The sequence below is a fragment of the Candidatus Pelagibacter bacterium nBUS_36 genome (assembly GCF_051201215.1).
Lineage (GTDB): Bacteria > Pseudomonadota > Alphaproteobacteria > Pelagibacterales > Pelagibacteraceae > Pelagibacter.
This window is the reverse complement of the sequence record NZ_CP172839.1, coordinates 37,763-63,253: the sequence shown is the minus strand read 5'-3', so window position 1 is coordinate 63,253 and position 25,491 is coordinate 37,763. Positions and strand designations below refer to the sequence as shown.

Genomic DNA, 25,491 nt, shown 5'->3' with positions numbered 1-25,491 from the left:
AAATAACTCTCTAAATAAAAACTTTATGAAAATTTACAAAATTAATAAATCTGTAATTGATAAAAAAGGTAGAGGACTTTATGCTACGAGAGACATCAAAGAAGGAACAAAAATAATAGATTATATTGGAAAGTTAATTACCAAAAAACAAACTGAAGAGTCTGATAAATATGATAATGGAAAACCAATTTATCTATTTACCATAAACAAAAGATATGATCTGGATGGAGATTTTCCCTGGAATACAGCGGGTCTTATTAATCATTCATGTAACAATAATTGTGATTATGATGGCAAAGGACTTAAGATTTGGGTTAAAGCCATCAAAGATATAAAAAAAGGTGAAGAATTTACTTGTGATTATGGATTTGGTTATGATGAAAATTACAAACAATTTCCTTGTAAATGTAAATCAAAAAATTGTTGTGGTTATATTGTAAGAGCAGAGTCCAGGTGGAGAATAAATAAAAAATTTTCAATGAGTAACAAGAAAAAACTAATAAATAATTCTCGCTAAGAAAAGTCCTTCTGGTGGTGCGGGTGGTGCACATAATATTCTTTTTTTTGATCTAAAAGCTTTATTAAAAGTCTTTAAATCCCATTTTTTTTCACCTAAATATTTCAAACAACCAACCATAGACCTCACCTGTTGCTGTAAAAAAGATTGTGATTTAAATTCTATTTCAATTTTATTTTTTAAAGATTTAACTTTAATAGATTTAATAGTTTTAATTGGACTCTTAGCATGACAACTAGATGATCTAAAAGTTGAATAATCATTTGTTCCAATTAATTTTTTCGCACCTTTTTTAATTAATTCTAAATCTAGAGGCTTCCTTACATGCCACCCTCTATTTTTTTCAATCACAGGCTCACTAATTTGATTAAATATGATATATCTATAAATTCGTTGCTTTGCAGAATACCTTGAGTGAAATTTATTGCTTCTTTTTTTGATTTTAGTTACTGCAACACCTTTGTCATTTAAAAAATGATTGATTGATTTTAAAAATTTAATTAAATCCTTAATTTCACTTTTACAATCAAAGTGTGCAGATTGTTGAATTGCATGAACACCTGTGTCTGTTCTACCTGAACCATTTAAAATTATTTTTTCTTTTAAAAGTTTTGTAAGTTTTTCTTGAATAAGTCCTTGAATAGTTGAACCTTTTTTTTGAATTTGCCAACCTCTAAAATCTGTGCCCACATACTCAATAAGTAATTGATATCGAGCCACTTAAATTACCGCACCTTTCTTAATCTGTGAGCCAAGCTTAAATTCACCAATATTTTGAGGCTTTTTTCCCTGTCTTTGAATTTCTTTAATCTTAATTGATTTCTTATCACCACAGGCAACTTCCAAATAATCTGAAACAATCTCACCTGGACTTCCTATCCCGTTACCGATTTCTCCTTTTAAAATTTTATATCTTTCTCCCTTGTAAATAAAAAATGCACCTGGCACAGGGTGTAAACCATTTATTTTACCAATTACTTTTTGTGCACTATCATTCCAGTTAATTTCACCTTCAGCTTTTTTAATTTTAGAAGCATATGTTGCTTTTGAATGATCTTGCTCAATAAATTTTACTTTATCTTCTAATATATTATCAATATTATCTAATATTTTTTCAGCAGCTATTAAAGATAATTTATCAGCAACATCACTCGAATTTAAATTATTATCTAAATCTATTTTATAAGTATTGCATACTGGGCCTGTATCTAATTGTTCGGCTATTTTCATAATACTAATCCCTGTTTCTTTATCAAGATTCATTATAGATCTTTGTATAGGAGCTGCTCCTCTCCATTTAGGAAGTAAAGATGCATGAATATTTATAAATCCTTTTTTAGTTAATTTTAAAAACTCTCTTGGAATGATTTGACCATACGCAACTACAATTACAAGATCAGCATTTATACTTTTAAAATACTCATATTCCTCATTATTATCTTTTAAATATTTTGGTGTTCTGAATTCTAAATTTAATGTCTCTGAGATACCTTGAATTGGTGATTTATTTATTTTTTGACCTCTTTGTGATTTTTGGGGCGGTTGAGTATATACATCTGATATTGGATAGCCATTTTGATATAAAGATTTTAAAATAGGAACGGCAAACATGGGTGTACCCATAAAAACAATCTTTTTAGCCATCAATTAAAGTACTGCAGTATTAGATTTTAATTTTGATAATTTTTTAATAATCATAGATCTTTTTAATTTTGAAAGATAATCAATGAACAAAATACCCTCTAAGTGATCCATTTCATGTTGAATGCAAGTTGCAAGTAATCCATCTGCTTTTAATAATTGTTTTTCTCCATTGTAATCAAGATATTCTACCTCACATTTACTAGGTCTATCAATTTCTGCAAACTGATCAGGTACAGACAGACACCCCTCTTCATAAGTTGTTTTTAATGGATCTTTATTCTTGATCACTGGATTTACAAAATATCTAGGTTCTTTTTTTCCTTCTTCCTTGCAAATATCCATTACTATAATTCTTTTTGGAACACCAATCTGAATTGCTGCAAGACCTATCCCAGGTGCTGCGTACATGGTTTCAAGCATATCATTCATTAATTTTTGTTCTTCTTTGCCAACATGCTCAACAGGTTTTGAAATTTGTCTAAGCAATTTATTTGGTTCAGTTATGATACTTCTAACAGTCATTATTGAAATTATTTTATTATAATTTTTAAACTTTTAAAGGAAGAATTTTTAGCAATAGTTTATTTCTAATTAAATCAACATTTAATTGGTTCAATGTGTTGATTATAAAATAAACAGTGTCATCATCAATATCCTCTATTTTTTCAGGGCCAATCACTTCAATAACTCTTAATAAAGCTGCACCTATTTCCTTGTTATCTATCATTGACTGAATATCAGCTGGCATTTCAGATTTATTAATTTTGTAAAGATTGTCATATTTTTTTGATATTTTAATTCCATCCGACTTGAGTGCTTCAAGAAAAATGATGTCCTTTTTAGAAAATATATATTTTTTATCTTTTTTAATTTTCTTTAAAAATTTATTTAGATCTTCCTCGATTTTAGATTTTGCATAATCCCCATTAAAATAATTCACTAATTTAGATTGATGTAAAATCTTATTGTTATACTTTATTTTTTTATCAATAACTTTTTCACCTTTACTATATTTGCTATAAAAAGTTGTAAAATTAGAAGGCACTTCTTCTTTATTAATTTGATTTAAAAATTTTTTTAATTCTTCATCAAATGCATCTCCAATATTATCTTCTTCAAATATATCCTTTAGCATTTTTATGAACTCAAGTTTTAATTTTGGTTCTTCAGTCAGAAGTAATCGCTGGTACACTAGTGCTCTTCCTTCTATGGATGATAAAGATTTATATACCTCTCCAGTATTTAATAATTGATCAATGTTAAATTGAAATCGTTTATAAAACTCAAATAATTCTTCCTCTGAGTAATTTTTATCATGTGTAGCTTTTTCAATTGTTGAAATTTTATCTAGATCAGTAATTTCAATATCTTGAATATTATATAATAAATTAGAAGCTGATAAGTATTTCCATATTAGTTTTGAAGTTTCTTTTGTGGGTTCAAACATAAATTCTGGATTTGTTCTGTGAGCTAAATGAAAATCTAAAATAGAATTTTCTGATATTTCTTTATTAGCTTCATCTATATAGCCAAACAGATAATTAATTTTATTTTCATAATAATTATCTTCGAAACCTAATTCTTTTTTTAAATCTAAAATTAGTTGAGCTTCTTCATTTTTACCATAATTAATTAAACAATATAAATTAAATTTTGAAAGATATTTATCTTCAATTGGCTCAGCATTTTTGGAAAAAATTTCACAAGATTTTTTTATATCTGATTGAGATAAATGCTTATCAACAAGATATTTCATTAGTTCAGGATGTAAGTTAATAATTTGATTTTTAAGAAGGTATTCTTCAATTAATTCAAAATTAGAATCTTTAATTAACCAATTAGATTTGATCTCTAAGAATTCCTGCTCTGTAATATTTTGATTTGGATAATAAGCATTTGTTAGCATTGAAATATTAAGAATTTCAGAAGCATCATTAGAGAGGTTATACTTATCTATATTTTTTAAAAGATTTTTTAATTTTAAACCATCTGAGTTTATCCACATATTAATATCTAGGCCATAATCATCAGGATCATATAATCCAGCAATTTTTATCTCTTTTGATTTTAATTCCATATCCAGTTTAATTGGATCTTTTTTTTATCAGCTTGCATATCATAAATGCTACTCTCTGAAATTACTTCTGTTTTTTCAGCTGATGAATTTTTCTCAATAGCATCTTCATTCTCTGTTTTATCTATATTCCAGATATCCACTGGTTTATCTTCAGCAATAACAGAGATAAATGATAATAAATAAATAATTATAATTGATAAATTTTTCCTATTTAACAATCTTAAAATTTTCATTAGGGATAATTTTTTCTATTTCTTTTTTTGGAGCTGGAAATTCAATTTTATTAAGAAAAAAAACAATTCCTAGAACAACTGTTAGCCCTAGAATAGATTTAACAACTGCTCCGATAATGTTAATTTTACCTGAACTTGTATTTTTATTAAATTGCATATAACTTTAGTTAATTTCAAATTAAGACATATTTGTGTTTTTTCAATAAAGAAACTTATGAAATCAAAAGAAAATCTTGTTTTTTTAGGAATGATGGGATCTGGAAAGAGTTCTATTGGCCTATTAATTGCAAAAAAATTAAAAGTAGATTTTATCGACGTGGATAAAGAAATCGAAAAAGAATTAGGTATATCTATTAAAAAAATATTTGAAACCAAAGGGGAAAATTATTTTAGAAAAATTGAAGAAAAAATTACTTTGGGGAGATTAAAATCTAATTCTTCAGTAATAGCCCTTGGTGGTGGAGCTTTTACAAATAAAAAAATAAGAAAAAATGTTTTGAAAGATCACTTATCTTTTTGGCTAAATTGGAATGATGAGATATTATTAAATAGGATTAAAAATAGCCAAAAAAGACCTCTAGCTTTTAATTCATCAGATAATGAATTGATTGATTTAATAAAAAAACGATCGAACGTCTATTCAAAAGCTTTATATGAAATTAAGTGTGATAATTTATCAAAAAAACAAATAGTTGAGAGAATTTTAGAAATTTATGAAACCCATTAAATTAAAGATAAATACAAAAACTCAAAAATATTCAATAATTATTGGGTCCAATCTAATGTTTAATATCTCAAAAATAATCAGAGATAATTCAATTAATTTTAAAAAATGCCTTGTAGTTATTGATAAAAATATTTCTAATAAAACTATTTCTCAAATAAAAAAATCATTAAATAGAAAAAAAATTTATATTCACTTTTTTAAAGCTAGTGAAATTAATAAGAATATAAATAACGTAAATAAAATTTTAGATATTTTGCTTAATAAAAATTTTTCAAGAGAAGATTGTTTAATTTCAGTGGGTGGTGGAATTACTGGAGACATAAGTGGATTTGCAGCTAGTTTATTTAAAAGAGGTTTAAAATTTATAAATATACCAACTACTCTTTTATCTCAGGTAGATTCATCTATTGGAGGAAAAACTGGTGTAAATACTAAATATGGAAAAAATTTAATAGGTAGTTTTTATCAACCAAATTTAGTTATTTCTGATATTCAATTTTTAAAGACACTACCTAATAGAGAAGTAATTTGTGGTTATGGTGAAATTTTAAAACATTCTCTTATTGCCAATAAAAACTTTTTCAATTTTTTAAATAGAAATAGTAAAAAAATTATTAATCTTAAATCACCATTTATCGAAAAAGCTATTTCTGAAAGTTGTAAAATTAAAAAAAATATTGTTGAAAAAGATGAAAAAGAGAAAAACTTAAGAAAAATTTTAAACTTTGGACATACGTTTGCTCATGCATATGAAGCTTCTTTGGGCTATTCAAAAAAACTCAACCATGGTGAGGCTGTAATTCTTGGCATGAAAACAGCTTTAAGTTTTAGTTTAAAGAATAATTTATTGAAAAAAGATGAATATTTTTTAATTAATAATCATGTCACTAACTCTAAATTACCATCTAATATAAAAAAATTCTTTAAAACCCAAGACTTAAAAAAAATTATGTCTTTTATGCTTAAAGATAAAAAAAATTATTCAGATAAAATTAGCCTTGTTTTATTAAAAAAAATTGGTTCCCCAATAATCAATAAAGAATATGATAAAAAAAACTTAAGCCTATTTTTAAAAAAAGAATTAAGTAATTAAAATTTGTATTGAGTGGATAAATTCTTTTAACTCTTTATCTAAAGTTTTATAAATTTTTTTAGTACTTTCTATTTTAGACATTTGTTTCAGATCAATAGATTTTAAAGTAATCTTTAAATGAAATTTTCCTTCTTCATTACCTTTGTGATTTTTATGAAGAAAAGATTTGTCTTCAATATTTATGCTTTCAATATTTATTTGATTGTGAAGTTTTTTTTTTACAATTGCAATTAGCTCATTTATATCCATAAGTATTATTATATATCATGAAAAATATTTGTGACTGGAATAATTGTAATGAAATTGGTGATTATAAAGCACCTGTTGAAAAAGATAATAGTAAAAAATTTAGAATGCTTTGTCTAGAACATGTAAAAGAATTTAACAAAAACTGGAACTATTTTTCAGGAATGAATGATGATCAAGTTTTAGATTTTTTAAAATCTGATATGATTTGGCATAAACCCACTCAAAGCTTTAGTTCTTCAGATAATTTTTTTAAAGTTCTTTGGAATAACACATTAAGAGATGAATTAGATAAAGATAAAATTAATGGTGATTATGATCATATGCGTCAATTTAAATTTAATCACAAAGATATAAAAGCGTTTGGAATATTGGGTGTTTCTGTAGGTTTAAAATGGAAAAAAATACAAGATAAGTTCAAATTACTTGTTAAAAAATTTCACCCCGATATAAATGCAGGAAATAAAAAGTATGAAGAAAAGTTAAAACTAATTACTTTAGCTTACACTCAACTTAAAAACACATATAGAGAAAAAATTGACACCAAATCTTAACATACAACCAGATATTAAAGTTTCTCTTAAACAGACTTTTGGTATCGATTCTGAAATGGAAGTAGATGCATTTTCAAAAAAAAATGAATACGTTCCTGAGATAGATAAAAGTTATAAATTTGATAGAGATACTACTCTAGCAATAATTTCGGGTTTTGCCTTCAATAAGAGAGTTCTTGTTCAAGGATACCATGGTACTGGTAAGTCCACCCATATAGAACAGATTGCTGCAAGGCTTAATTGGCCATGCATACGTGTAAACTTAGACAGCCACGTAAGTAGAATAGACCTAATTGGAAAGGATGCAATTGTTCTTAAAGAGGGAAAACAAATCACACAGTTTAACGAAGGTATCTTGCCTTGGTCTATACAAAACCCTGTAGCTCTTGTTTTTGACGAATATGATGCTGGAAGACCTGATGTGATGTTTGTGATTCAGAGAGTTTTAGAGGCGGAGGGTAACTTTACTCTACTTGATAAAAATAAAGTTATTAAACAAAACAAATATTTTAGATTGTTTGCAACATCCAATACGGTTGGTCTTGGTGATACAACAGGTCTTTATCACGGTACTCAGCAAATAAACCAGGGGCAAATGGATAGATGGAATATTGTAACAACACTAAATTATCTAAGCCTTGAGAGAGAGCTAGATATAGTTTTGGCAAAAAATAAAAATTTAAATAACACTAAAGGTAAAGAAAAAGTTGCAAACATGATAAAGGTGGCTTCTTTAACAAGGAAAGGTTTTATTGCAGGCGACATCTCAACAGTAATGAGTCCAAGAACCGTTATGCATTGGGCAGAAAATTCAGAGATTTTTAAAGACACTGGATATGCTTTTAGAGTAACTTTTTTAAATAAATGTGATGATATTGAAAAAAATACTATCGCTGAATATTATCAAAGGTGTTTTGGTGAGGAATTACCAGAGTCTTTGATAAATATTCAAATCTAAATGAGTAGCAAAGATATTAATTTAAAAGAAAAATTCAGAATTGCTTTAACATCAACAGCAAAAGTAATTTCTGATGATTATACTTTAGACAACAAATCTTCAGAAAATAAAAAAACTAAGAGCTCAGAGATTTTAGAAATTAATGATCTCACAAATCCAAGTGATTTTATCAAACTGCGTGCTGAAACAGACTCCGTAGCTTTAAAAAAGAAATTTTCTAATGATATAATCTATAGGAAAAATTTACCCACTAATAATTCCTCGCGATCTCTTTATAATATTGCTGAAAAAATTAGATATGAGTCCTTAGGCGGAAAAATGCTTAAAGGAATAGAAAAAAATTTTACCGAAAATTACACTCAAATAATCAAAGGTAAAAGAAAAGAACAATTGAAAACTAAAGAAGATGTTTCTGTTGCTGAAGCATTTGAATTATACATGCTCAAGAATTTTCACCAGATTAAATTAAATACTCTAACTTCAAAAATGTTAAATTTTTGGGAAAAAGACTTTGAAAAATCAATAGATAAACACAAAAAATTTTTACAAGAAAATTTAGAAGATCAAAACAATTACAGTTCTAAATTTTCAGAAATTTTAGATGAAATGGATATCTTTCAAAGTGAACAAGAGGATGAAAGACAAGAGGAAAATCAAGATCAGGGGCAAGATAATCCTTCAAATGATGATCAAGATAAAGAAACTGAGGATAATAAAGATGAAAATAATGACCAAGAAACTCAAGCTACTTTAGATGCTGATTATAATGTTGATGATTTTAATCTAGATGAACAACTTTCAGATAGCGAAGCAGATGAGCAGAGCTCAGAGCAAATTATTCAAAAAAATATTGATAATATTAATCTTGATTATAAAATTTTTACTACTCAGTATGATGAAATTACAAAAGCTGAAAATTTAGAAAATGCTGATGAAGCAACAAAACTAAGAAGATCTCTAGATCAACAATTAGTTGGATTTCAAGATGTTATAACTAAACTTGCAAATAAACTTCAAAGACAATTACTTGCTAAACAAAATAGAGCTTGGGAATTTGATCTAGAAGAAGGCTTGCTTGATAGTTCAAAATTACCAAGAATTATAATAGACCCTTATAATTCTCTTTCATTTAAAAAAGAAAAAGATTTAGATTTTAAAGATACAATAGTGACTTTGCTGATTGATAATTCTGGATCTATGAGGGGAAGACCTATCACTATTGCAGCAATTTGTGCTGATATATTATCTAGAACTCTTGAAAGATGTTCCGTTAAAGTTGAGATTTTAGGTTTTACTACTAAAAACTGGAAAGGTGGTCAAAGCAGAGAGTTATGGAATAAAAATTCTAAACCTAAAACACCAGGAAGATTAAATGATTTAAGACACATCATATATAAAGGTGCTGATACTCATTGGCGTCAAGCTAAGAATAATTTAGGTCTTATGCTTAAAGAGGGTTTGCTTAAAGAAAATATTGATGGAGAAGCTATTTCGTGGGCTTACAATAGAATCAAAAAAAGAAAAGAGGAAAGAAAGATAATGATGGTAATTTCTGATGGTGCACCAGTTGATGACTCTACTCTTTCAGTTAACTCGGGTGACTTCTTAGAAAAACATTTAAAAAAAATGGTAAAATTCATAGAAAGCAAAACTGAAATCGAAGTTTTAGCAATTGGCATTGGTCATGATGTTTCTAGATATTATGATAAAGCAATAAAAATAACAGATGTAAATGAATTGGGAGATGTAATGATATCTCAATTAAGCTCTTTGTTTGAAACTAAAAAAAAATTTCATTAAATATTAAATAGTTCTTTATTATTCCATTTAATAATAACTTCTGCTCCATTTCTTGTTTTGGAGTTTCTACAATTTATTGAGGCAAAGTTTTTTTCTAAAAGAGTTTTGCCTATAAAAAGTCCAAGACCTAAACCTGATTTTGATTTGTCCTTGGTGTAGTTTGATTTCAAATAAGGTTCACCAATTTTTGACAAAACATCTCTTGGATATCCATCTCCATCATCTTCAATGGTAACTTGGGTTATTTCACTATCACTTTTAAGGCTAATATAAATTTTGTTTTTAGCAAATTTATTAGCATTACCAATAAAATTTCTTAAACCATAAACAATTTCAATTGATTTTGTTATTCTTTTTTCATTAAAGTTTTGATCAAAATTTAAAACAAAAGTCTTCTTGCTTATCTCTTTAAATGATGAAGTAATTTCACTTAGATAATCTTTCACAGTTATATCTTTGTCAATAAAATCATCTTCTTCTACTGGGTTTAAAGTCAAACGCTTTAAAATATCATTACATCTTGTTACTTGACTAGATAATAATTCTATATCCTTTTTAACATCTTTTTGATTTCTAAATTGTTTCTCAAGATCATGAGCAATTATTTTAATTGTAGACAAAGGTGTTCCAAGAGAATGAGCTGCAGCTGCAGCTTGTCCTCCTAAAGACAAAAGTTCATGCTCTGTAGCCATTACTTCCTCCATTTTTGCTAACGCCTCTCTCCTTAATCTAGATTGTGCTCCAAAAGACATAGCTAAATAATTTAAAAAAATTAAAGCAATGATTAAGGAAATTGGAATTGAATAAAAATAATATGAACTCACATGAAAATGATCACTAATTGGAGAAGGTAAATCCAGAGAATAGAATGTAAGTATAAAAACTATAATTAAAGTAAGTAATACTAACAAAAAATTAGTTTTAAAACTTAAGTTTGATGATGAAAAAATACTTGGAATTAATAAAAAAATTACAAACGGATTTGTAACGCCTCCTGTTAAATAAAGTAAACCACCTAGCTGTAATATATCAATTACTAAAAAAATAAACGCTGATCTATCTGATAATTGAGTTTTTTTATAAATAAAAATTAAAAATAAATTACTTAAAATACCTAAAAATATAATTAGATTTGAAACAATAAAATCAAATTTAAAATTTAAAAAAAAATAAACAAAGTTAATTGATATTAATTGCCCAATTATACCAATCCATCTTAAACTAATATAAGTTGATTTTTTAAAAAAATGATATTTTGAAGTTTCAAAAAACTTCATTATTAAATATCGAGATTCTGAACATTTATTGCATTTGAAATAATAAAATCTTTTCGTAATGCAACATCATTACCCATGAGAGTATGAATCAAGCTTTGATCTTTTTTTAAATCTTTGGAATACTGAACTTGAAGTAAATTACGTGTTTCAGGATCAAGAGTTGTGCTCCATAATTCCTCTGGATTCATTTCACCAAGACCTTTAAATCTTTGTATGTTCATTTTAGATTTTTCTAAATCTAATTCTTTTAAAAACTCTTTAGAACCTTTTTTGATTTTCTTTAAATCTTTGTTATTGCTTACTATGTAATCCTCCAACTCTTTTTCGTCTTTGATATAAATCCCTTTGGAACCCTTATTAATCTTAAATAATGGTGGCTGAGCTAAATAAACATGTCCATTTTCAATCAATTTATTAAATGGTTTGTTGTTAAAAAATGTTAATAATAGAGCTCTAATATGAGATCCGTCAACATCGGCATCGGTCATAATGATAATCTTTCCATATCTTAGATCTTTTAAGTCTATTTCTTGTACTTTAGGATCTAAACCAAGAGCGTTAATTAAAGTAACTATTTCATTAGAAGAAATCATTTTTGATAAAGCTTTTGTTCTTTGTTGTTCAGAACTATCTCCATTACCATTCTTTTTGACTGTTAAATCTTCAACATAGGTATTTAAAATTTTACCTCGTAAAGGTAAAACAGCTTGATTGGCTCTATTTCTTCCTTGTTTAGCTGATCCACCCGCTGAATCTCCCTCTACAATAAACAATTCTGTGCCTTCTTGTTTACCAATCTGGCAATCTGCCAATTTTCCAGGAAGGCCACTCAATTCTAGAGCACCTTTTCGTCTTACATTTTCTCTTGCTTTTCTTGCAACATCTCTTGCCATGGCTGCCTGAATAACTTTAGCTAAAATTATTTTTGCAACTGATGGATTTTGATCAAACCAGATTGAAAGTCTTTCATTAACAATTGTCTCAACTATCATTCTTACTTCTGATGAAACTAATTTATCTTTTGTCTGTGATGAAAATTTTGGATCTGGTATTTTTGTAGATAACACACAGGTAAGTCCTTCTTTAATATCATCTCCTGAAATTGCTAATTTATTTTTCTTAAGAAGGTTATTTTCATTTGCATATTTGTTTACAACTCTTGTTAAAGCACTTCTAAAACCCAGCAAATGAGTTCCTCCATCTTTTTGGTATATATTGTTAGTATATGGAAAAATATCTTCAGAGTAGCTTGCATTCCATTTCAATGAGCATTCCAACTCTATGTTATTTTTTTTTCCTTCTATATAAATTGGTTTTTTAAATAAATCATTTCCATTTTTATTTTGTAATTTTTCTCTTTTTTCATCTAAAAAATCTACAAATTCAAGAACTCCTCCATTAAACTTAAATTCTGTTACTTTTTCTTTTTTTTGACTAGCGTCAGTAAAAATAATTTTAATTCCTTTATTTAAGAATGCTAATTCTCTCATTCTTTTAATTAAGATATTTGCACTAAATTTTATTGAAGAAAATATTTCCTTTGATGGTAAAAAAGTTATTTGTGTTCCTGAATGCTTAGATTTTCCTGTAACTTTTAATGGAGATTTAGCTTCTCCATTTTTAAATTCTATAAAATGTTTTTTCCCATCTCTATTTATTTCTAATTGTAATGATTCTGAAAGTGCATTTACAACAGAAACACCAACTCCATGGAGTCCACCTGAAACTTTATAAGAGTCATGATCAAACTTACCACCAGCATGAAGCTGAGTCATAATAACTTCGGCAGCTGATTTTTTTTCACCCTTATGCATGTCAACAGGAATTCCTCTTCCGTCATCATTTACCGTAATGGTGCCATCAGTATTAATTCTAACATTAATATTTTTACAATAACCTGCTAAAGCTTCATCAATAGAATTATCAACAACCTCATAAACCATATGATGCAGGCCAGTTCCATCATCAGTATCACCGATATACATACCAGGTCTTTTTCTGACAGCTTCTAAACCTTTTAAGACTTTAATAGAGTCTGCTTGATATGTGTTTTTATTAGACATTTTTATTCTGGAAAAATTATTTATATCATCTAATTTAACTATTAAGGAATTTTTTTAATCAAATTTTAATAATTTTAACATAAAAAAGTATGATTTTTGTTCATTTAGGAGCTGGTGCAGGGGATCTAGACAGTGGTGCAAATTTTAGATGTGGTGTTACAGAATTTATAAAGAAAAATTCTGAATCATCAGATAAAATTTTTTTGCTGGAAGCGAACCCAAAAAATATTCCTAAATTAAAAAATTGTTATAAAAAATTTCCAAATGCACAAATATTTAATTTTGGTATTACAACTAAAAAAGAAAAAAAATTAAATTTTTTTTATTCAGAAGATGATGCGCCACATTATCAAGTGTGCACAACTAGAAAAAATCATTTAATAAAACATTATCCAAGTTCACAAATCAAAACATTTTCAGTATCAGCAATTACAATTAATGAATTTTTAAAAAAGAAGGTAAAAAGTAAAATAATCGATTGTTTAAGTATAGATTTAGAAGGAATGGATTATGAATCTTTAATGTCAATTAATATAAAAAAAAAATTATAAATAATATATCGATCGAATTTATTCACATGAACAAGTTTCAAAAAAGAAAAATGATAAACCATCTAACAAAAAATGGCTATTCTTACGCTGGATATGGTTATGATCACAATAATTTTGATTTATTATTTGTGAGAAAAAAAATTTTCTTAAATAGAGTCTTATCAAAATTAATTTGGTTAATTAGTATTAAATATTTAAAGTTTTTAAATTACCTTATCTGCGTAAAGTAAATGTTTTGGCGGAGAGAATGGGATTCGAACCCATGAAAGGATTGCTCCTTTACACACTTTCCAAGCGTGCGCCTTCAACCACTCGGCCATCTCTCCTTTAATTCAAATTATATATCTTTTAAATTTTTCAAGATTATTCAGAATATAACTTGGAAATTTTTTGTTTAGTTCCACAGCCTTATAAGTATGTCCTCTGCCGAATAAATCTATTTTTTTTTCAATTTTATATTTTATTATTTCTTCAGACGTAAATTCTTGACTAGAAAATTCTTTATGTGCAAAAGTTTTTAATTTTAAAGATATTTCTTGAGGAGACATTAAGTTATTAAAGTGCCATCCACCATTATGAAATAATTCTATACTCTTTTCCTTATCAATTCTTAAAAAATTATATCTTAAATTCTTAACTAATATTTTTTGTCTCATAAAATCTATAGATTTTAAATTTTTTTTTTTTGTGACTCTTGAGCCTTCCCATGGAGATTCATATGAATTGAAAAGATTTAATTTATAGTTAAAACAATCTTGCAATAATATCCCATATTTTTTTTTTAAATTAAAATTAACTAATAATTCAGGTCTAATAATTTCATCAGGATCAGAAAAAAATATAAAATCTTCTTCATCTGTAAAATCAAGATTCTCAAGAATATAATCTCTTTGGATTGCTTGGTTTTGCCATCGATCAGTATCTTTTGGGAAGGGTTTATCTAATAAAATATATTTGATTTTTTTAGCATCATATTCATTCTTAAATAAAAAATTTTCTTTTTTAAGTTTTCCTGTATGATCATATTTTGACTCGCATATTACAAAATAATCTACATAATTTACTAAAATATTATAGCGAATTTCAAACATGAAATTATTATCAAAAAAAGTGATGCAGTCTATTATTTTATTATTTTTCATGTTTCCAATAATCTAAAATTTTCATATTAAGCAATGTCTCTTCTAATTGCATACCCGGATAAAATATTTCATTCGAACCATTTATAATACTTTTGCTTATACTATTGATTTCTTGTGTAAAAATATTTTCATCCAATAAATTTTTTATCTCGTAAGTTCTATTTTTTAAAACTATTCGTATCTCTCTAATGCCCATAAAGGTATTATCTATGATCATATTTCCTTTTTCACCTTTTATAATTGTACTATTGCCAAGATCTTTTTTAAATGAAGCTTTTACTTTTGAAGTAAAACCATTATCAAAAAGTATTTTAGCCTCAGCGTTAACATCTACTCCCATCGGACCTATTTCTCTAACTATATCGGTAATTTTAAAATTTTTGTAATTAATATTTTCAACCAAGGAAGAAATTAACAAACTCAATGAAGTTGGATAGCAACCTAGGTCCAATATACATCCTCCACCTAATTTATTGTTAAATTGTCTGCTATTTTTATCAATTTTTTTTTCTTTTTCAAAAAAAAAAAATTTTTTTTTAGTTAATATATTTGTTCCAAAAGAAGACTCCATTGATAACAAATTTCCAATTTCATTATTTTTTATTAATTCTATAATTTTTTTAATTTGAGAGTCATGCCTGTACATAAAACCTTCATTAAAAAAAATATTTTTTTTTTAATTGCTGTAACTAATTTTTCAGCCTCTACAAAATTTAAAGTTGCTGGTTTTTCTACTAAGATTTTTTTATCTTTGTTAATAGACTTTAATATCCATTCGTAATGAAGTGAATTTGGTAGTGTTATATATATTATATCTACATCTTTGCAATTCAATAGATCTTCGTACTCATTAAAAATAAATTCTTCTTTAATTTTAAATTGATTTTTAAATTTTAATATTTTTGATTTGCTTTTACTCGCTATAGCTAAAAGGTTTGAATCTTCAGCTCCATGAAATCCTTCTAAAAACTTTTGAGCAACATTACCAAGACCTATGATTCCCCAATTAAGTTTTCTCATGGATATATTATTCTTTTTGAATTTTAAGCACCCCAATAAAAGCTTCTTGAGGAATTTCTACTCTTCCAAATTGTTTCGATCGTGCTTTACCTTTTTTTTGTTTTTCTAAAAGTTTTCTTTTTCTGTCAGTAGCTCCACCACCATGAATTTTTGTTAAAACATCTTTTTTAAAACCTTTAATAGTTTCTCTAGCAATAATTTTTCCTCCTATCGCTGCCTGGACAGGTATCATAAAGTTATGTCGTGGTATCAAATCTTTTAATTTTTCACAAACTTCTCTTCCTGTTCTTTGAGCAAAATCTTTATGTATCATCATTGCTAAAGCATCTACAGGTTCTGCATTCACTAAAATTCCAAGTTTTACTAAATCTCCCTCTCTATGTTCTATAATTTCATAATCAAAACTAGCATAACCACTTGTCATTGATTTTAATCTATCATTAAAATCAAAAACAACTTCGTTTAACGGTAATTCATAATTCACTACAGCTCTATTTCCTGAATAACTTAAATTAGTTTGTATGCCTCTTTTATCCTGGCACATCTTCATTATTGACCCTAAATACTCATCAGGTGTAATTATTGTTGCTTTTATCCAAGGTTCCTCTATGAGTTTTGTGAGTGTGGGGTCTGGCAAGCTTGATGGATTATGTAAATCAATAATATCCCCATTATTCATATAAACTTTATAAACAACACCAGGTGTTGTGGTTAACAAGTTTACATCAAATTCTCTTTCTAATCTCTCTGTCACTATCTCTAAGTGCAGCAATCCTAAAAACCCACATCTAAATCCTAATCCCAAGGCTGAAGAAGATTCAGGTTCAAATGAAAAACTTGCATCGTTTAGTTGGAGTTTAGCTAAACCATCTTTTAGTTTTTGATATTCAGAACTGTCTACTGGAAATAATCCACAAAACACCACAGGTTTACTTGGCTTAAAACCAGGCAGTGCTTCTTTCAAAGGTTTGGATGCATCACATATTGTGTCACCAACTTTTGTTTCAGATAAAACTTTTATTCCAGTTGTTATAAAACCTATTTCTCCAGCGTTTAACTCATTAATATCTGTAGCTTTTGGTGTAAATACACCAACTTTTTCGATAATATATTCTTGATTAGTTGACATCATTTTAATTTTCATGTTTTTAGAAATTTTACCATCAATAACCCTTACTAAAATAACAACTCCTAAATATGTGTCGTACCAGCTATCAACTAACAAACATTTTAAATCACCTAAACTTTCACCTTTAGGCCCTGGCAAGGCAGTAATAATATGTTCTAAAATATCTTCTATACCTTCTCCCGTTTTTCCAGAACAAGGAATTGCATTTTCTGTATCAATACCTATTACTTCTTCAATTTGTTTTTTTGTTCTGTCTAAATCTGATGCTGGAAGATCTACCTTGTTTAAAACTGGTACTATTTCATGATTAATATCTAAAGCCTGATAAACGTTCGCAAGAGTTTGTGCCTCTACTCCTTGAGTACTATCAACAATTAAAATTGATCCCTCACAAGCATAAAGAGATCTACTCACCTCATAGCTAAAATCTACATGACCAGGGGTATCAATAATATTTAAAATATAATCTCTACCATCTTTAGCTTTATAACTAAGTTTTACCGTCTGAGCCTTGATTGTAATTCCTCTTTCACGCTCAATATCCATTGAGTCTAAAACTTGAGCTTTCATTTCTCTTTCCGTAAGTCCACCACAGCTATGAATTATTCTATCTGCTATAGTAGATTTACCATGATCAATATGAGCAATGATTGCAAAATTTCTAATATTATCAATATTACTCATATGCCTTAAGAACGTATCTTAGCACCAGTTTTATTTTCAACTGTTTTAATTATAGAATTATTAATGTTTTCTAAATCATTGTCATTCAGTGTTTTTTCGGATGATTGTATAGTTACACTAATTGCTATTGATTTTTGATTTTCTGGAATATTTTCACCCTCATAGACATCAAAAACTTTAATATTACTAATCAATTTTTTATCTACACTTGAGATAGCATTAATTAAATCTTGAGCTTTAACTTTTTTATTAACTATAAACGCAAAGTCTCTCTCAGATTTTTGATAATCTGAAACTTCAAATTTAGATTTTTGATCATTTAATGTTTTTTTTGGTAATTTTAAATTGTCTAGAAAAATCTCAAAACCTACTAGAGAATCTGTTTTAATATCTATTATTTTTATAATATTTGGATGAATCTCACCAAAATGAGCTGCTATCTGGTCTTTACCTCTATTTAAAAATAATCTTCCTGACTTACCTGGATGGTAATAATTTGGTGTTTCGCTATCTATAAAAAATTTATCTGAATCATATCCTGCTTCAACTAAAGTTTGAACTACATCTCTTTTAACATCAAATACATCAACATTTCTCTCTTTTTCAATCCACGATGATCTTGATCTTTTACCTGCTGACAAACCACAAACTACTGTATTTTGTTCACCGGGATTTGAACCAGTAAAAATTGGCCCTATTTCAAATATTGATAAATCTTTAAAACCTCTGTCCAAATTTTTATTCATATACATGATTAAATTTGAAAATATTGAGTTTCTCAAAACCCCTAGCTCTGAACTTATAGGATTTACAATTTTAATTTCTTTATTTTTATCTTTAAAATGATCATTATAATTTGAGTCAGTAAATGACCATGTTATTGCCTCTAAATAACCTTTTGAGGCAATTGCTCTTTGTAATAAATGAAATAACTTTTGCAACTGAGTGAGAGTAGATTTAGCTCTTTCTTTAATTGGATCTACAATTTTTATCTTATCATAACCAGTTATTCTTACTAACTCTTCAACAATATCTATTTCTTGTGAAATATCTGGTCTCCACGTTGGAATAGTTAATCTTAAATATTTTTTTTCTTTTTTAATTTTGAAACCAAGATCTTCTAGGATTTTAAATATCTCCTTAGTTGAAATTTTAAATCCAGTTATTTTTTCAAATAAATTAGTGTCAAATTTAATTGTTTTGATTTTACCTGTTTCAATTCTTTGAATATCAATTTTACTGATTTCTCCACCACAAATCTCTTTAATTAATAATGCTGCTTTATTTAATCCATCTTCAATAGATGATGGGTCAATTCCTCTTTCAAACCTAAACTTTGCATCTGTATCAAGATTTAGTTTTTTTGATGTGCTTCTTATAGATCTCGGCTCAAAATACGCTGACTCTAATAAAATATTTTTAGTATTAAACTCTGTACCAGATCTTGTGCCTCCAATAATTCCACCTAACCCTAATACACCTTTATTATCGCTAATTACACACATCCCATCATCTAATTTATAATTTTTATTATCTAGAGCTGTGAACTCTTCACCAGATTTTGAGTTTCTAACTACAATACCTTTTTCTATTTTATCTGCATCATAAGCATGTAGTGGACGATTAATATCAAGCATTACATAATTAGTAATATCAACTATTGCTGAAATTGGTTTTTGCCCAATTGAAACTAACTTATCTTTTAGCCACTTAGGACTTTCAATATTTTTTACATTGGTAATTAAACAACTACCAAATGCACTACATCCTTGATTTTTTTCTTTATTAATTTTTACTTTTACAGTTTGCTTGGTGTTTGATTTAATTTTTTTTTCTTTTAAATTTTTAAATTTTCCAAAACCTGAAGCAGCAAGGTCTCTAGCTATTCCCCTAACACCAAGACAATCTGGTCTATTAGGAGTAATTGACAGATCTATAAGATTTGAGTCTGATTTTGAAAAATAACTTTTTCCAATACTTTTTTCATATTTTTTTGAGGATAATTCTGTTATTCCGTCGCTTTCATCAGATAAATTCAATTCAGATTCAGAACAAAGCATTCCATAAGAAGTAACATCTCTAATCTTAGCCACCACTAATTTGACTTTACTCTTTGGAACAATAGCTCCAGGAGGAGCATATATTGTTAAAAGCCCTTCTCTTGCATTAGGCGCACCACAAACAACTTTTTTAATTTCTTTCTCTCCCACATCAACATCGCAAACTTTAAGTCGATCTGCATTTGGATGTTTTTCTGTCTTTAAAATTTTTGCTACTTTGAATAAATCTAGACCAGCAGATAAGTTTTCTACACTTTCAACCTCAAGCCCAATATTTGTTAACTGTTCTAAAAGCTTGTCTTCTTTTAATTTTGTATCTAGATGATCTTTTAACCAATCAAATGTGATTTTCATCGACTTAAGCCTCTATAATTTGTTGGTACATCCAGAGGATCAAAACCAAAATGATTTAACCATCTGTAATCACAATCAAAGAAAGCTCTTAGGTCATTAATGCCATACTTAAGCATCGCCAATCTATCAATCCCAATTCCAAATGCATATCCTTGATACTTTGATGGATCAACTTTCACATTTTTCAAAACATTAGGATGAACCATTCCACACCCTAAAATTTCAAGCCATTTATCACCTTCGCCTATAACTATTTTTCCATCTTTAATTTCATAACCAATATCTACTTCTGCTGAAGGTTCAGTGAATGGAAAGTGACTTGGTCTAAATCTCATTTTTATTTTCTCAACTTCAAAAAACTCTTTAATAAAATAATTTAAACAACCTTTTAAATGACCCATGTTTATGTTTTTATCTATGTGTAAACCTTCAACTTGATGAAACATCGGCGCATGTGTTTGGTCACTATCAGACCTATAAGTTCTTCCAGGTGCAATAATCTTAAATGGAGGTTTGTCTTTTAACATTGTTCTAATTTGAACTGGTGATGTATGGGTTCTTAATAAAACTTCTTTATTCTCATCAAGATAAAATGTGTCATGCATATCTCTCGCTGGATGATTGTCAGGAGTGTTTAAAGCTGTAAAGTTATTATATTCATTTTCAATATCAGGGCCTTCTTCAACACTAAAACCTATTTCAGAAAAGATTGATGAAATTTCATCTATAGTTTGTGAAACAGGATGAATTTTACCTTTAATAAAAGGTCGCTCTGGAAGAGTTACATCAATTTTTTCTTTTTCTAATTTTTCATTTATCTTTTTAAATTCAATTTCATCAATTTTATTGGTTATTAGATTTTGCAAGTCATCCTTAATTTGATTTAGATCTGATGCAAATTTTTTTCTATCAGTTTCAGGTATAGATCCAATATTTTTGAATTGAGAAGAAATTAAACCATTTTTTCCAAATAACTCTGTCTTGATTTGATTAATTTCTTCTAAACTTAAATTATTATTAAGTTTAGCGGAATAGTCATTTTTAATATTTTTTATGTCTGACATATTGATAGATTATTTCCTTAAGAAATAAAAACAATAGCGAAGATTAATTTAAAGCTGATTGAGCTTTTTGTACAATTGTTTTAAATGCTTCTGGGCTATCATAGGCAATTTCAGCAAGAATTTTTCTATCAATTACAACACCACATTTACTAAGGCCATTAATAAATTTAGAATAAGTCATACCTTCAGCTCTAACACCAGCGTTGATTCTTTGTATCCACAAAGATTTAAAATCTCTTTTCTTATTTCTTCTATCTCTGTAAGCATATTGCATAGCTTTTTCCATAGCTTGCTTTGCTACTCTAATGGTATTTTTTCTTCTACCCCATTGACCTTTAACAGCTTTTAAAACTTTTTTATGTTTTGCTTTGCTTGTAACGCCTCTTTTAACTCTTGCCATTATTAACCTCTTAGACTGTAGGGCATAAACGATTTAACAATTTTTCCATCTTGCTTGGACATTGTCGTTGTGCCTCTTAATTTTCTTATTTGAGAATTCGTTCTTTTGATCATGCCATGCCTTTTACCGGCTTGGGCAGTTATTACTTTCCCTTTTGCGGATATTTTAAATCTTTTTTTTGCAGAGCTTTTTGTTTTTAATTTTGGCATATTTCTGCGGTCTTATACAAAGATTGATATAAATTTACAACCTCTATTAAAGCCTATAAAGGCTGAATTACCATAATCATTTGTTTGCCATCAAATTTAGGGTGCAATTCTACCTTGCCAATATCCTTCATATCTTCCTTGATCTTGTCCATTAGCTCTTTTCCTAAATGAGAATGTTGTAATTCTCGACCTTTAAATCTAACTGTAAACTTAACTTTATCACCTTTGGCTATAAATTTTTTTGCATTTTTTACTTTGAAATCATAGTCATGAGTTTCTGTCACTGGTCTCATCTTAATTTCTTTTAAAAGAACAATTTTTTGTTTTTTCTTGGCGATATTAGCTTTCTTTTGAGCGTCATATTTGAATTTTCCCATATCCATTATTTTACATACAGGTGGGTTTGCATTAGCTGCTATTTCAATTAAATCTAATCCTTGATTTTTTGCCATAGATATAGCTTCATTAGTATTCATTACACCAAGATTGTCTCCATCACTTGCTATAACCTGTACATCAGGAGATGAAATTCTATTGTTAGATCGCGGGCCTCGATCTTTAGTTCTTCTTTGAAAGTAATTTTGTTTAAAATCTGCCACTTAGTTTGATGATGCTTTGTTCAAAGCGGAAAAGGTTTTTAAGAATAAATTTAAATCCATATTTTCTTGTTTGTTTGTGTCTAATCTTCTAATCGTTACCGAGTTAGAGTCAACTTCTTTTTTTCCACAAATAAGTAAAAGAGGTACTTTTGCTAACGAATGATCTCTAATTTTATAATTTAAATTATGTTTTTTTAAATCAACATTAGAACTTATACCAGCCTGTTTAATTTTTTTAGAAACCTCTATTGCATACTTGTCAAACTCTTCAGATATTGGAATAACAACAGTTTGCAACGGAGAAATCCAAAACGGAAACTTACCAGCATAATGTTCTATTAATATTCCAATGAATCTTTCTAGAGAGCCAAATAATGCTCTATGAAGCATAACAGGAACTTTTTTTGTACCATCATTATCAACGTAAGAAGCATCTAGTCTACCTGGTAAGTTAAGGTCAACCTGTAAAGTCCCACATTGCCAATCTCTTCCTATGGCATCTCTTAATACAAATTCAATTTTGGGACCATAAAAAGCTCCCTCTCCTTTATTGATACTGTATTCAAGTTTAGATGCTTTAACAGCTTCTAGTAATGAGGCCTCTGCTTTATCCCAAACTTCATCGTCTCCAACTCTCACTTCAGGTCTATCAGCATATTTTAATATTACATTTTCAAAACCAAGATCTTTATAAATATCTAAAATTAAATTGGTCACATTAAGACATTCACTTGTTATCTGATCTTCTGAACAAAAAATATGGGCATCATCTTGTGTAAAAGCTCTTACTCTTAAGAGACCATGTAGTGCACCAGATGGTTCATATCTATGCACTTTACCAAACTCAGTTATTCTCAATGGAAGGTCACGATAACTTTTTAACCCTTGGTTAAAAACCTGAATATGTCCTGGGCAATTCATAGGTTTAATAGCAAATACTTTTTCATCTGGAGTTTCTGACGTATACATGTTTTCTCCATATTTTTCCCAATGACCAGATTTTTCCCACAACAATCTATCTAATACTTCAGGTGTATTAACCTCTTTATATCCAGCATCATCTTGTCTGCTTCTCATATAATTGATTAATTTTTGAAAAAGAGCCCATCCTTTTTCATGCCAGAATACTGAACCTGGGCTTTCTTCCCTAAAGTGAAACAAGTCCATTTCTTTTCCTAATTTTCTATGGTCTCTTTTTTCTGCTTCCTCAATTCTTTTTAAATATTCATCCAAATCTTTTTGAGTTGCCCAACTCGTACCGTATATTCTTTGTAGCATTTCATTATTAGAGTCACCTCTCCAATAAGCTCCTGAAACTTTAGTTAATTTAAAAAATTTTCCAATTTTACCTGTCGAAGAAAGATGTGGTCCTCTACAAAGATCGTGCCAATCACCATGAAAATAAATAGATACATCCTCATTTTTTGGTATCGCTTCGATTAATTCTGCTTTGTATGTTTCACCTCTTTCTTTAAAATGTGAAATTGCTTTATCCCTATTCCAAACTTCTCTTTTTGTAATCTCATTTCTATCAACAATATCTTTCATTTTTTTTTCAATTTTTATTAGATCTTCTTCAGTAAAAGGTTCTTTCCTTGCAAAATCATAATAAAAACCATTTTCAATAACTGGGCCAATAGTTACTTGTGTTCCAGGAAATAATTCTTGTACAGCCATTGCCAGAATATGAGCTGTATCATGTCTTATGGTTTCTAAACCCTCAGGGTTTTTTGATGTGAATATTTTAAGAGAACAATCTTTTTCAATTAAAAAATCTAAATCTTTTAAATCACCATCAATACTTATGACCATGGCCTGTTTAGCAAGTGATTTGCTAATTTTTTCTGCTACATCTAGACCTGTAACTTTGTCTGGAAAATTTAAATTATTTCCATCTGGTAGTGTAATTATGGGCATTTAATTTATTAATCTTTTATACTCTGAATAAGTAGAAAAGCACATTTTTTCAACATTAAATTTTTGTATTATATTTTTTCTTCCTTCAATTCCAATTGATTTTAATGATGTTTCATCCATTGTAAGTACTTTTAAAATTTTTTGACTTAATGATTTTGCACTACCAGAGTCAAATAAAAAGCCAGTTTTTTCATCAACTATAGTTTCATTAGATCCCCCAATATTGCTAGCTATTATTGGTTTTTCCATTGATTGTGCTTCTACAGAAACTCTTCCAAAAGCTTCCGGCTCTATTGAAGCTGAAACTACTATATCGGAAACTTTATATGCTAGAGCCATATCTTTACAATGATTAATAAATCTTATCTGACCTGTCATTCTGTATTGTTCAGAAAGTCTAATTAGTTTTTTTTTATATAAATCTCTACCCTGATCACTTCCAAGAATAACAGCATTAAAAGCCTCATACCCAAGTTGCAGATTTACTAAATTGATAGCTTCAATAAAAACTTCTTGTCCTTTCCAAGTTGTAAGTCTTCCAGGTAAAAGTAAAATTTTCTTATCTTTTTCTATACCCCATTTTTTTAATAACTTTTTTTCATCACTTTCAATTTTTGTTGAGGAGTCAAAGTAATCAACATTTATACCTCTAAAAATTACCATAAGCTTTTTGCTAGCACTAAGATTTTTTGAGTAGTTCTCTTTAACATGAGAAAAAATAAAATTTGATCCAGCTATAATTAGATGAGATCTAACCATTACAGAATTGTAAAATTTTTTGAGAATATTTTTAAAGTTATAAGTACCATGAAACGTCGTGACAAATTTCCTCCTTGTAATTTTTGTTGCTAATAAACATGACCATGCGGGGGCTCTACTCCTAGCATGAACAATCGAAATATTATTGAACAAAATAATTCCAACTAAGGCAATAAAATTTATTATAATTAATAATGGATTTTTACTCTGAACAGGCAATCTAATAACTTTTACTTTTTGTTTATCAATAAATTTTAATAACTCTCCTCCACTAGTAACAATAAAAGATTCACAATTATTTTCTGGCAGATAGTGAGCAACATCATAGCAGCCTGTTTCTGCTCCACCATATCCTAATTTAGGTATTACTTGTAAAACTTTCAAATTAGATGACATTTGATATGATTATATATT

At 28.0% G+C, this 25,491-nt stretch carries 27 protein-coding genes and 1 tRNA gene; 7 read left to right on the top strand and 21 right to left on the bottom strand.

The genetic code is table 11. The features are described 5' to 3' along the window. The first annotated feature begins 25 nt into the window (after positions 1–25). Positions 26–517: an SET domain-containing protein gene (locus tag ACIJYI_RS00305; protein ID WP_435114144.1), complete on the top strand. Its 492-nt coding sequence runs from the start codon at positions 26–28 to the stop codon at positions 515–517. Here ACIJYI_RS00305 and truA read toward each other — a convergent pair. Genes truA through ACIJYI_RS00275 form a run of 6 tightly spaced genes read right to left on the bottom strand, consistent with a single transcriptional unit; the run spans position 497 to position 4,628 of the window. Then, the gene (gene truA / locus ACIJYI_RS00300) at positions 497–1,237 is read right to left on the bottom strand and encodes a tRNA pseudouridine(38-40) synthase TruA (RefSeq protein WP_435114143.1); all 741 of its coding nucleotides are present in this window, start codon (positions 1,235–1,237) and stop codon (positions 497–499) included. The genes ACIJYI_RS00305 and truA overlap by 21 nt on opposite strands. Next, positions 1,238–2,161 carry a methionyl-tRNA formyltransferase gene (gene fmt, locus ACIJYI_RS00295; RefSeq protein ID WP_435114142.1) on the bottom strand — a complete coding sequence of 308 codons (924 nt, stop codon included), beginning with the start codon at positions 2,159–2,161 and terminating at the stop codon, positions 1,238–1,240. 3 nt (positions 2,162–2,164) lie between these two features. Continuing rightward, a complete protein-coding gene (gene def / locus ACIJYI_RS00290; RefSeq protein ID WP_435114141.1) occupies positions 2,165–2,683 on the bottom strand; it encodes a peptide deformylase in 519 nt (172 codons plus the stop codon). Positions 2,684–2,708: 25 nt separating this feature from the next. Continuing rightward, a complete protein-coding gene (locus ACIJYI_RS00285) occupies positions 2,709–4,238 on the bottom strand; it encodes a hypothetical protein (RefSeq protein ID WP_435114140.1) in 1,530 nt (509 codons plus the stop codon). Continuing rightward, entirely contained in the window at positions 4,229–4,471 is a 243-nt protein-coding gene (locus ACIJYI_RS00280; RefSeq protein WP_435114139.1) for a hypothetical protein, read from the bottom strand. The genes ACIJYI_RS00285 and ACIJYI_RS00280 overlap by 10 nt, the downstream gene beginning before the upstream one ends. Continuing rightward, positions 4,446–4,628, bottom strand: coding sequence for a hypothetical protein (locus ACIJYI_RS00275; protein ID WP_435114137.1), 183 nt, complete (start codon positions 4,626–4,628; stop codon positions 4,446–4,448). Before ACIJYI_RS00275 ends, ACIJYI_RS00280 begins: the two co-directional genes overlap by 26 nt. Positions 4,629–4,685: 57 nt before the next feature. Between ACIJYI_RS00275 and ACIJYI_RS00270 the strand changes: the two genes are divergently transcribed. Both ACIJYI_RS00270 and aroB read left to right on the top strand, forming a co-directional pair. After that, on the top strand, positions 4,686–5,198 hold the full coding sequence (locus ACIJYI_RS00270; RefSeq protein ID WP_435114136.1) for a shikimate kinase: 513 nt from the start codon (positions 4,686–4,688) through the stop codon (positions 5,196–5,198). Then, complete coding sequence (aroB, locus tag ACIJYI_RS00265) at positions 5,185–6,291, top strand: 3-dehydroquinate synthase (protein WP_435114135.1); 1,107 nt, start codon at positions 5,185–5,187, stop codon at positions 6,289–6,291. Before ACIJYI_RS00270 ends, aroB begins: the two co-directional genes overlap by 14 nt. Here aroB and ACIJYI_RS00260 read toward each other — a convergent pair. Beyond that, on the bottom strand, positions 6,280–6,540 hold the full coding sequence (locus ACIJYI_RS00260) for a BolA/IbaG family iron-sulfur metabolism protein (RefSeq protein ID WP_435114134.1): 261 nt from the start codon (positions 6,538–6,540) through the stop codon (positions 6,280–6,282). The genes aroB and ACIJYI_RS00260 overlap by 12 nt on opposite strands. A gap of 17 nt (positions 6,541–6,557) precedes the next feature. Between ACIJYI_RS00260 and ACIJYI_RS00255 the strand changes: the two genes are divergently transcribed. The 3 genes from ACIJYI_RS00255 to ACIJYI_RS00245 are packed head-to-tail and all read left to right on the top strand — an operon-like array spanning position 6,558 to position 9,849. Beyond that, entirely contained in the window at positions 6,558–7,091 is a 534-nt protein-coding gene (locus ACIJYI_RS00255) for a J domain-containing protein (RefSeq protein WP_435114133.1), read from the top strand. Then, positions 7,075–8,049 carry a cobaltochelatase subunit CobS gene (gene cobS, locus ACIJYI_RS00250; RefSeq protein WP_435090365.1) on the top strand — a complete coding sequence of 325 codons (975 nt, stop codon included), beginning with the start codon at positions 7,075–7,077 and terminating at the stop codon, positions 8,047–8,049. The genes ACIJYI_RS00255 and cobS overlap by 17 nt, the downstream gene beginning before the upstream one ends. Beyond that, complete coding sequence (locus ACIJYI_RS00245; RefSeq protein WP_435114132.1) at positions 8,050–9,849, top strand: cobaltochelatase CobT-related protein; 1,800 nt, start codon at positions 8,050–8,052, stop codon at positions 9,847–9,849. Here ACIJYI_RS00245 and ACIJYI_RS00240 read toward each other — a convergent pair. After that, complete coding sequence (locus ACIJYI_RS00240) at positions 9,846–11,126, bottom strand: ActS/PrrB/RegB family redox-sensitive histidine kinase (protein WP_435114131.1); 1,281 nt, start codon at positions 11,124–11,126, stop codon at positions 9,846–9,848. The genes ACIJYI_RS00245 and ACIJYI_RS00240 overlap by 4 nt on opposite strands. Before the next feature lie 2 nt (positions 11,127–11,128). Next, positions 11,129–13,189, bottom strand: coding sequence for a DNA gyrase subunit B (locus ACIJYI_RS00235; RefSeq protein ID WP_435114130.1), 2,061 nt, complete (start codon positions 13,187–13,189; stop codon positions 11,129–11,131). Positions 13,190–13,278: 89 nt separating this feature from the next. Here ACIJYI_RS00235 and ACIJYI_RS00230 point away from each other — a divergent pair, with 89 nt between their 5' ends. Continuing rightward, the gene (locus tag ACIJYI_RS00230; protein WP_435114129.1) at positions 13,279–13,740 is read left to right on the top strand and encodes an FkbM family methyltransferase; all 462 of its coding nucleotides are present in this window, start codon (positions 13,279–13,281) and stop codon (positions 13,738–13,740) included. A gap of 236 nt (positions 13,741–13,976) precedes the next feature. Here ACIJYI_RS00230 and ACIJYI_RS00225 read toward each other — a convergent pair. The 12 genes from ACIJYI_RS00225 to ACIJYI_RS00170 all read right to left on the bottom strand — a co-directional run bounded on the left by ACIJYI_RS00225 (position 13,977) and on the right by ACIJYI_RS00170 (position 25,473). Next, a tRNA-Ser gene (locus ACIJYI_RS00225) sits at positions 13,977–14,066 on the bottom strand. 6 nt (positions 14,067–14,072) lie between these two features. Then, positions 14,073–14,882: a glycosyl transferase family 17 gene (locus tag ACIJYI_RS00220; protein WP_435114128.1), complete on the bottom strand. Its 810-nt coding sequence runs from the start codon at positions 14,880–14,882 to the stop codon at positions 14,073–14,075. Beyond that, on the bottom strand, positions 14,872–15,528 hold the full coding sequence (locus ACIJYI_RS00215; RefSeq protein WP_435114127.1) for a Gfo/Idh/MocA family protein: 657 nt from the start codon (positions 15,526–15,528) through the stop codon (positions 14,872–14,874). The genes ACIJYI_RS00220 and ACIJYI_RS00215 overlap by 11 nt, the downstream gene beginning before the upstream one ends. Next, positions 15,492–15,902 carry a Gfo/Idh/MocA family protein gene (locus tag ACIJYI_RS00210; RefSeq protein ID WP_435114126.1) on the bottom strand — a complete coding sequence of 137 codons (411 nt, stop codon included), beginning with the start codon at positions 15,900–15,902 and terminating at the stop codon, positions 15,492–15,494. Before ACIJYI_RS00210 ends, ACIJYI_RS00215 begins: the two co-directional genes overlap by 37 nt. Before the next feature lie 7 nt (positions 15,903–15,909). Further along, positions 15,910–17,715, bottom strand: a complete 1,806-nt coding sequence (lepA, locus tag ACIJYI_RS00205) for a translation elongation factor 4 (RefSeq protein WP_435114125.1) — start codon at positions 17,713–17,715, stop codon at positions 15,910–15,912. 5 nt (positions 17,716–17,720) lie between these two features. After that, positions 17,721–20,129 (bottom strand): phenylalanine--tRNA ligase subunit beta, encoded by a 2,409-nt coding sequence (gene pheT / locus ACIJYI_RS00200; RefSeq protein ID WP_435114124.1) that lies wholly within the window; start codon positions 20,127–20,129, stop codon positions 17,721–17,723. Continuing rightward, positions 20,126–21,193: a phenylalanine--tRNA ligase subunit alpha gene (gene pheS / locus ACIJYI_RS00195; RefSeq protein ID WP_435114123.1), complete on the bottom strand. Its 1,068-nt coding sequence runs from the start codon at positions 21,191–21,193 to the stop codon at positions 20,126–20,128. Before pheS ends, pheT begins: the two co-directional genes overlap by 4 nt. Before the next feature lie 43 nt (positions 21,194–21,236). Further along, on the bottom strand, positions 21,237–21,593 hold the full coding sequence (rplT, locus tag ACIJYI_RS00190) for a 50S ribosomal protein L20 (RefSeq protein ID WP_435114122.1): 357 nt from the start codon (positions 21,591–21,593) through the stop codon (positions 21,237–21,239). Positions 21,594–21,595: 2 nt separating this feature from the next. After that, entirely contained in the window at positions 21,596–21,802 is a 207-nt protein-coding gene (gene rpmI, locus ACIJYI_RS00185; RefSeq protein ID WP_435114121.1) for a 50S ribosomal protein L35, read from the bottom strand. 53 nt (positions 21,803–21,855) lie between these two features. Further along, on the bottom strand, positions 21,856–22,401 hold the full coding sequence (infC, locus tag ACIJYI_RS00180) for a translation initiation factor IF-3 (RefSeq protein WP_435090350.1): 546 nt from the start codon (positions 22,399–22,401) through the stop codon (positions 21,856–21,858). Further along, positions 22,402–24,318, bottom strand: coding sequence for a threonine--tRNA ligase (gene thrS, locus ACIJYI_RS00175; RefSeq protein ID WP_435114120.1), 1,917 nt, complete (start codon positions 24,316–24,318; stop codon positions 22,402–22,404). Continuing rightward, positions 24,319–25,473, bottom strand: a complete 1,155-nt coding sequence (locus ACIJYI_RS00170) for a glycosyltransferase family 4 protein (protein WP_435114119.1) — start codon at positions 25,471–25,473, stop codon at positions 24,319–24,321. It abuts the gene before it with no gap. Between the last annotated feature and the right edge of the window lie 18 nt (positions 25,474–25,491).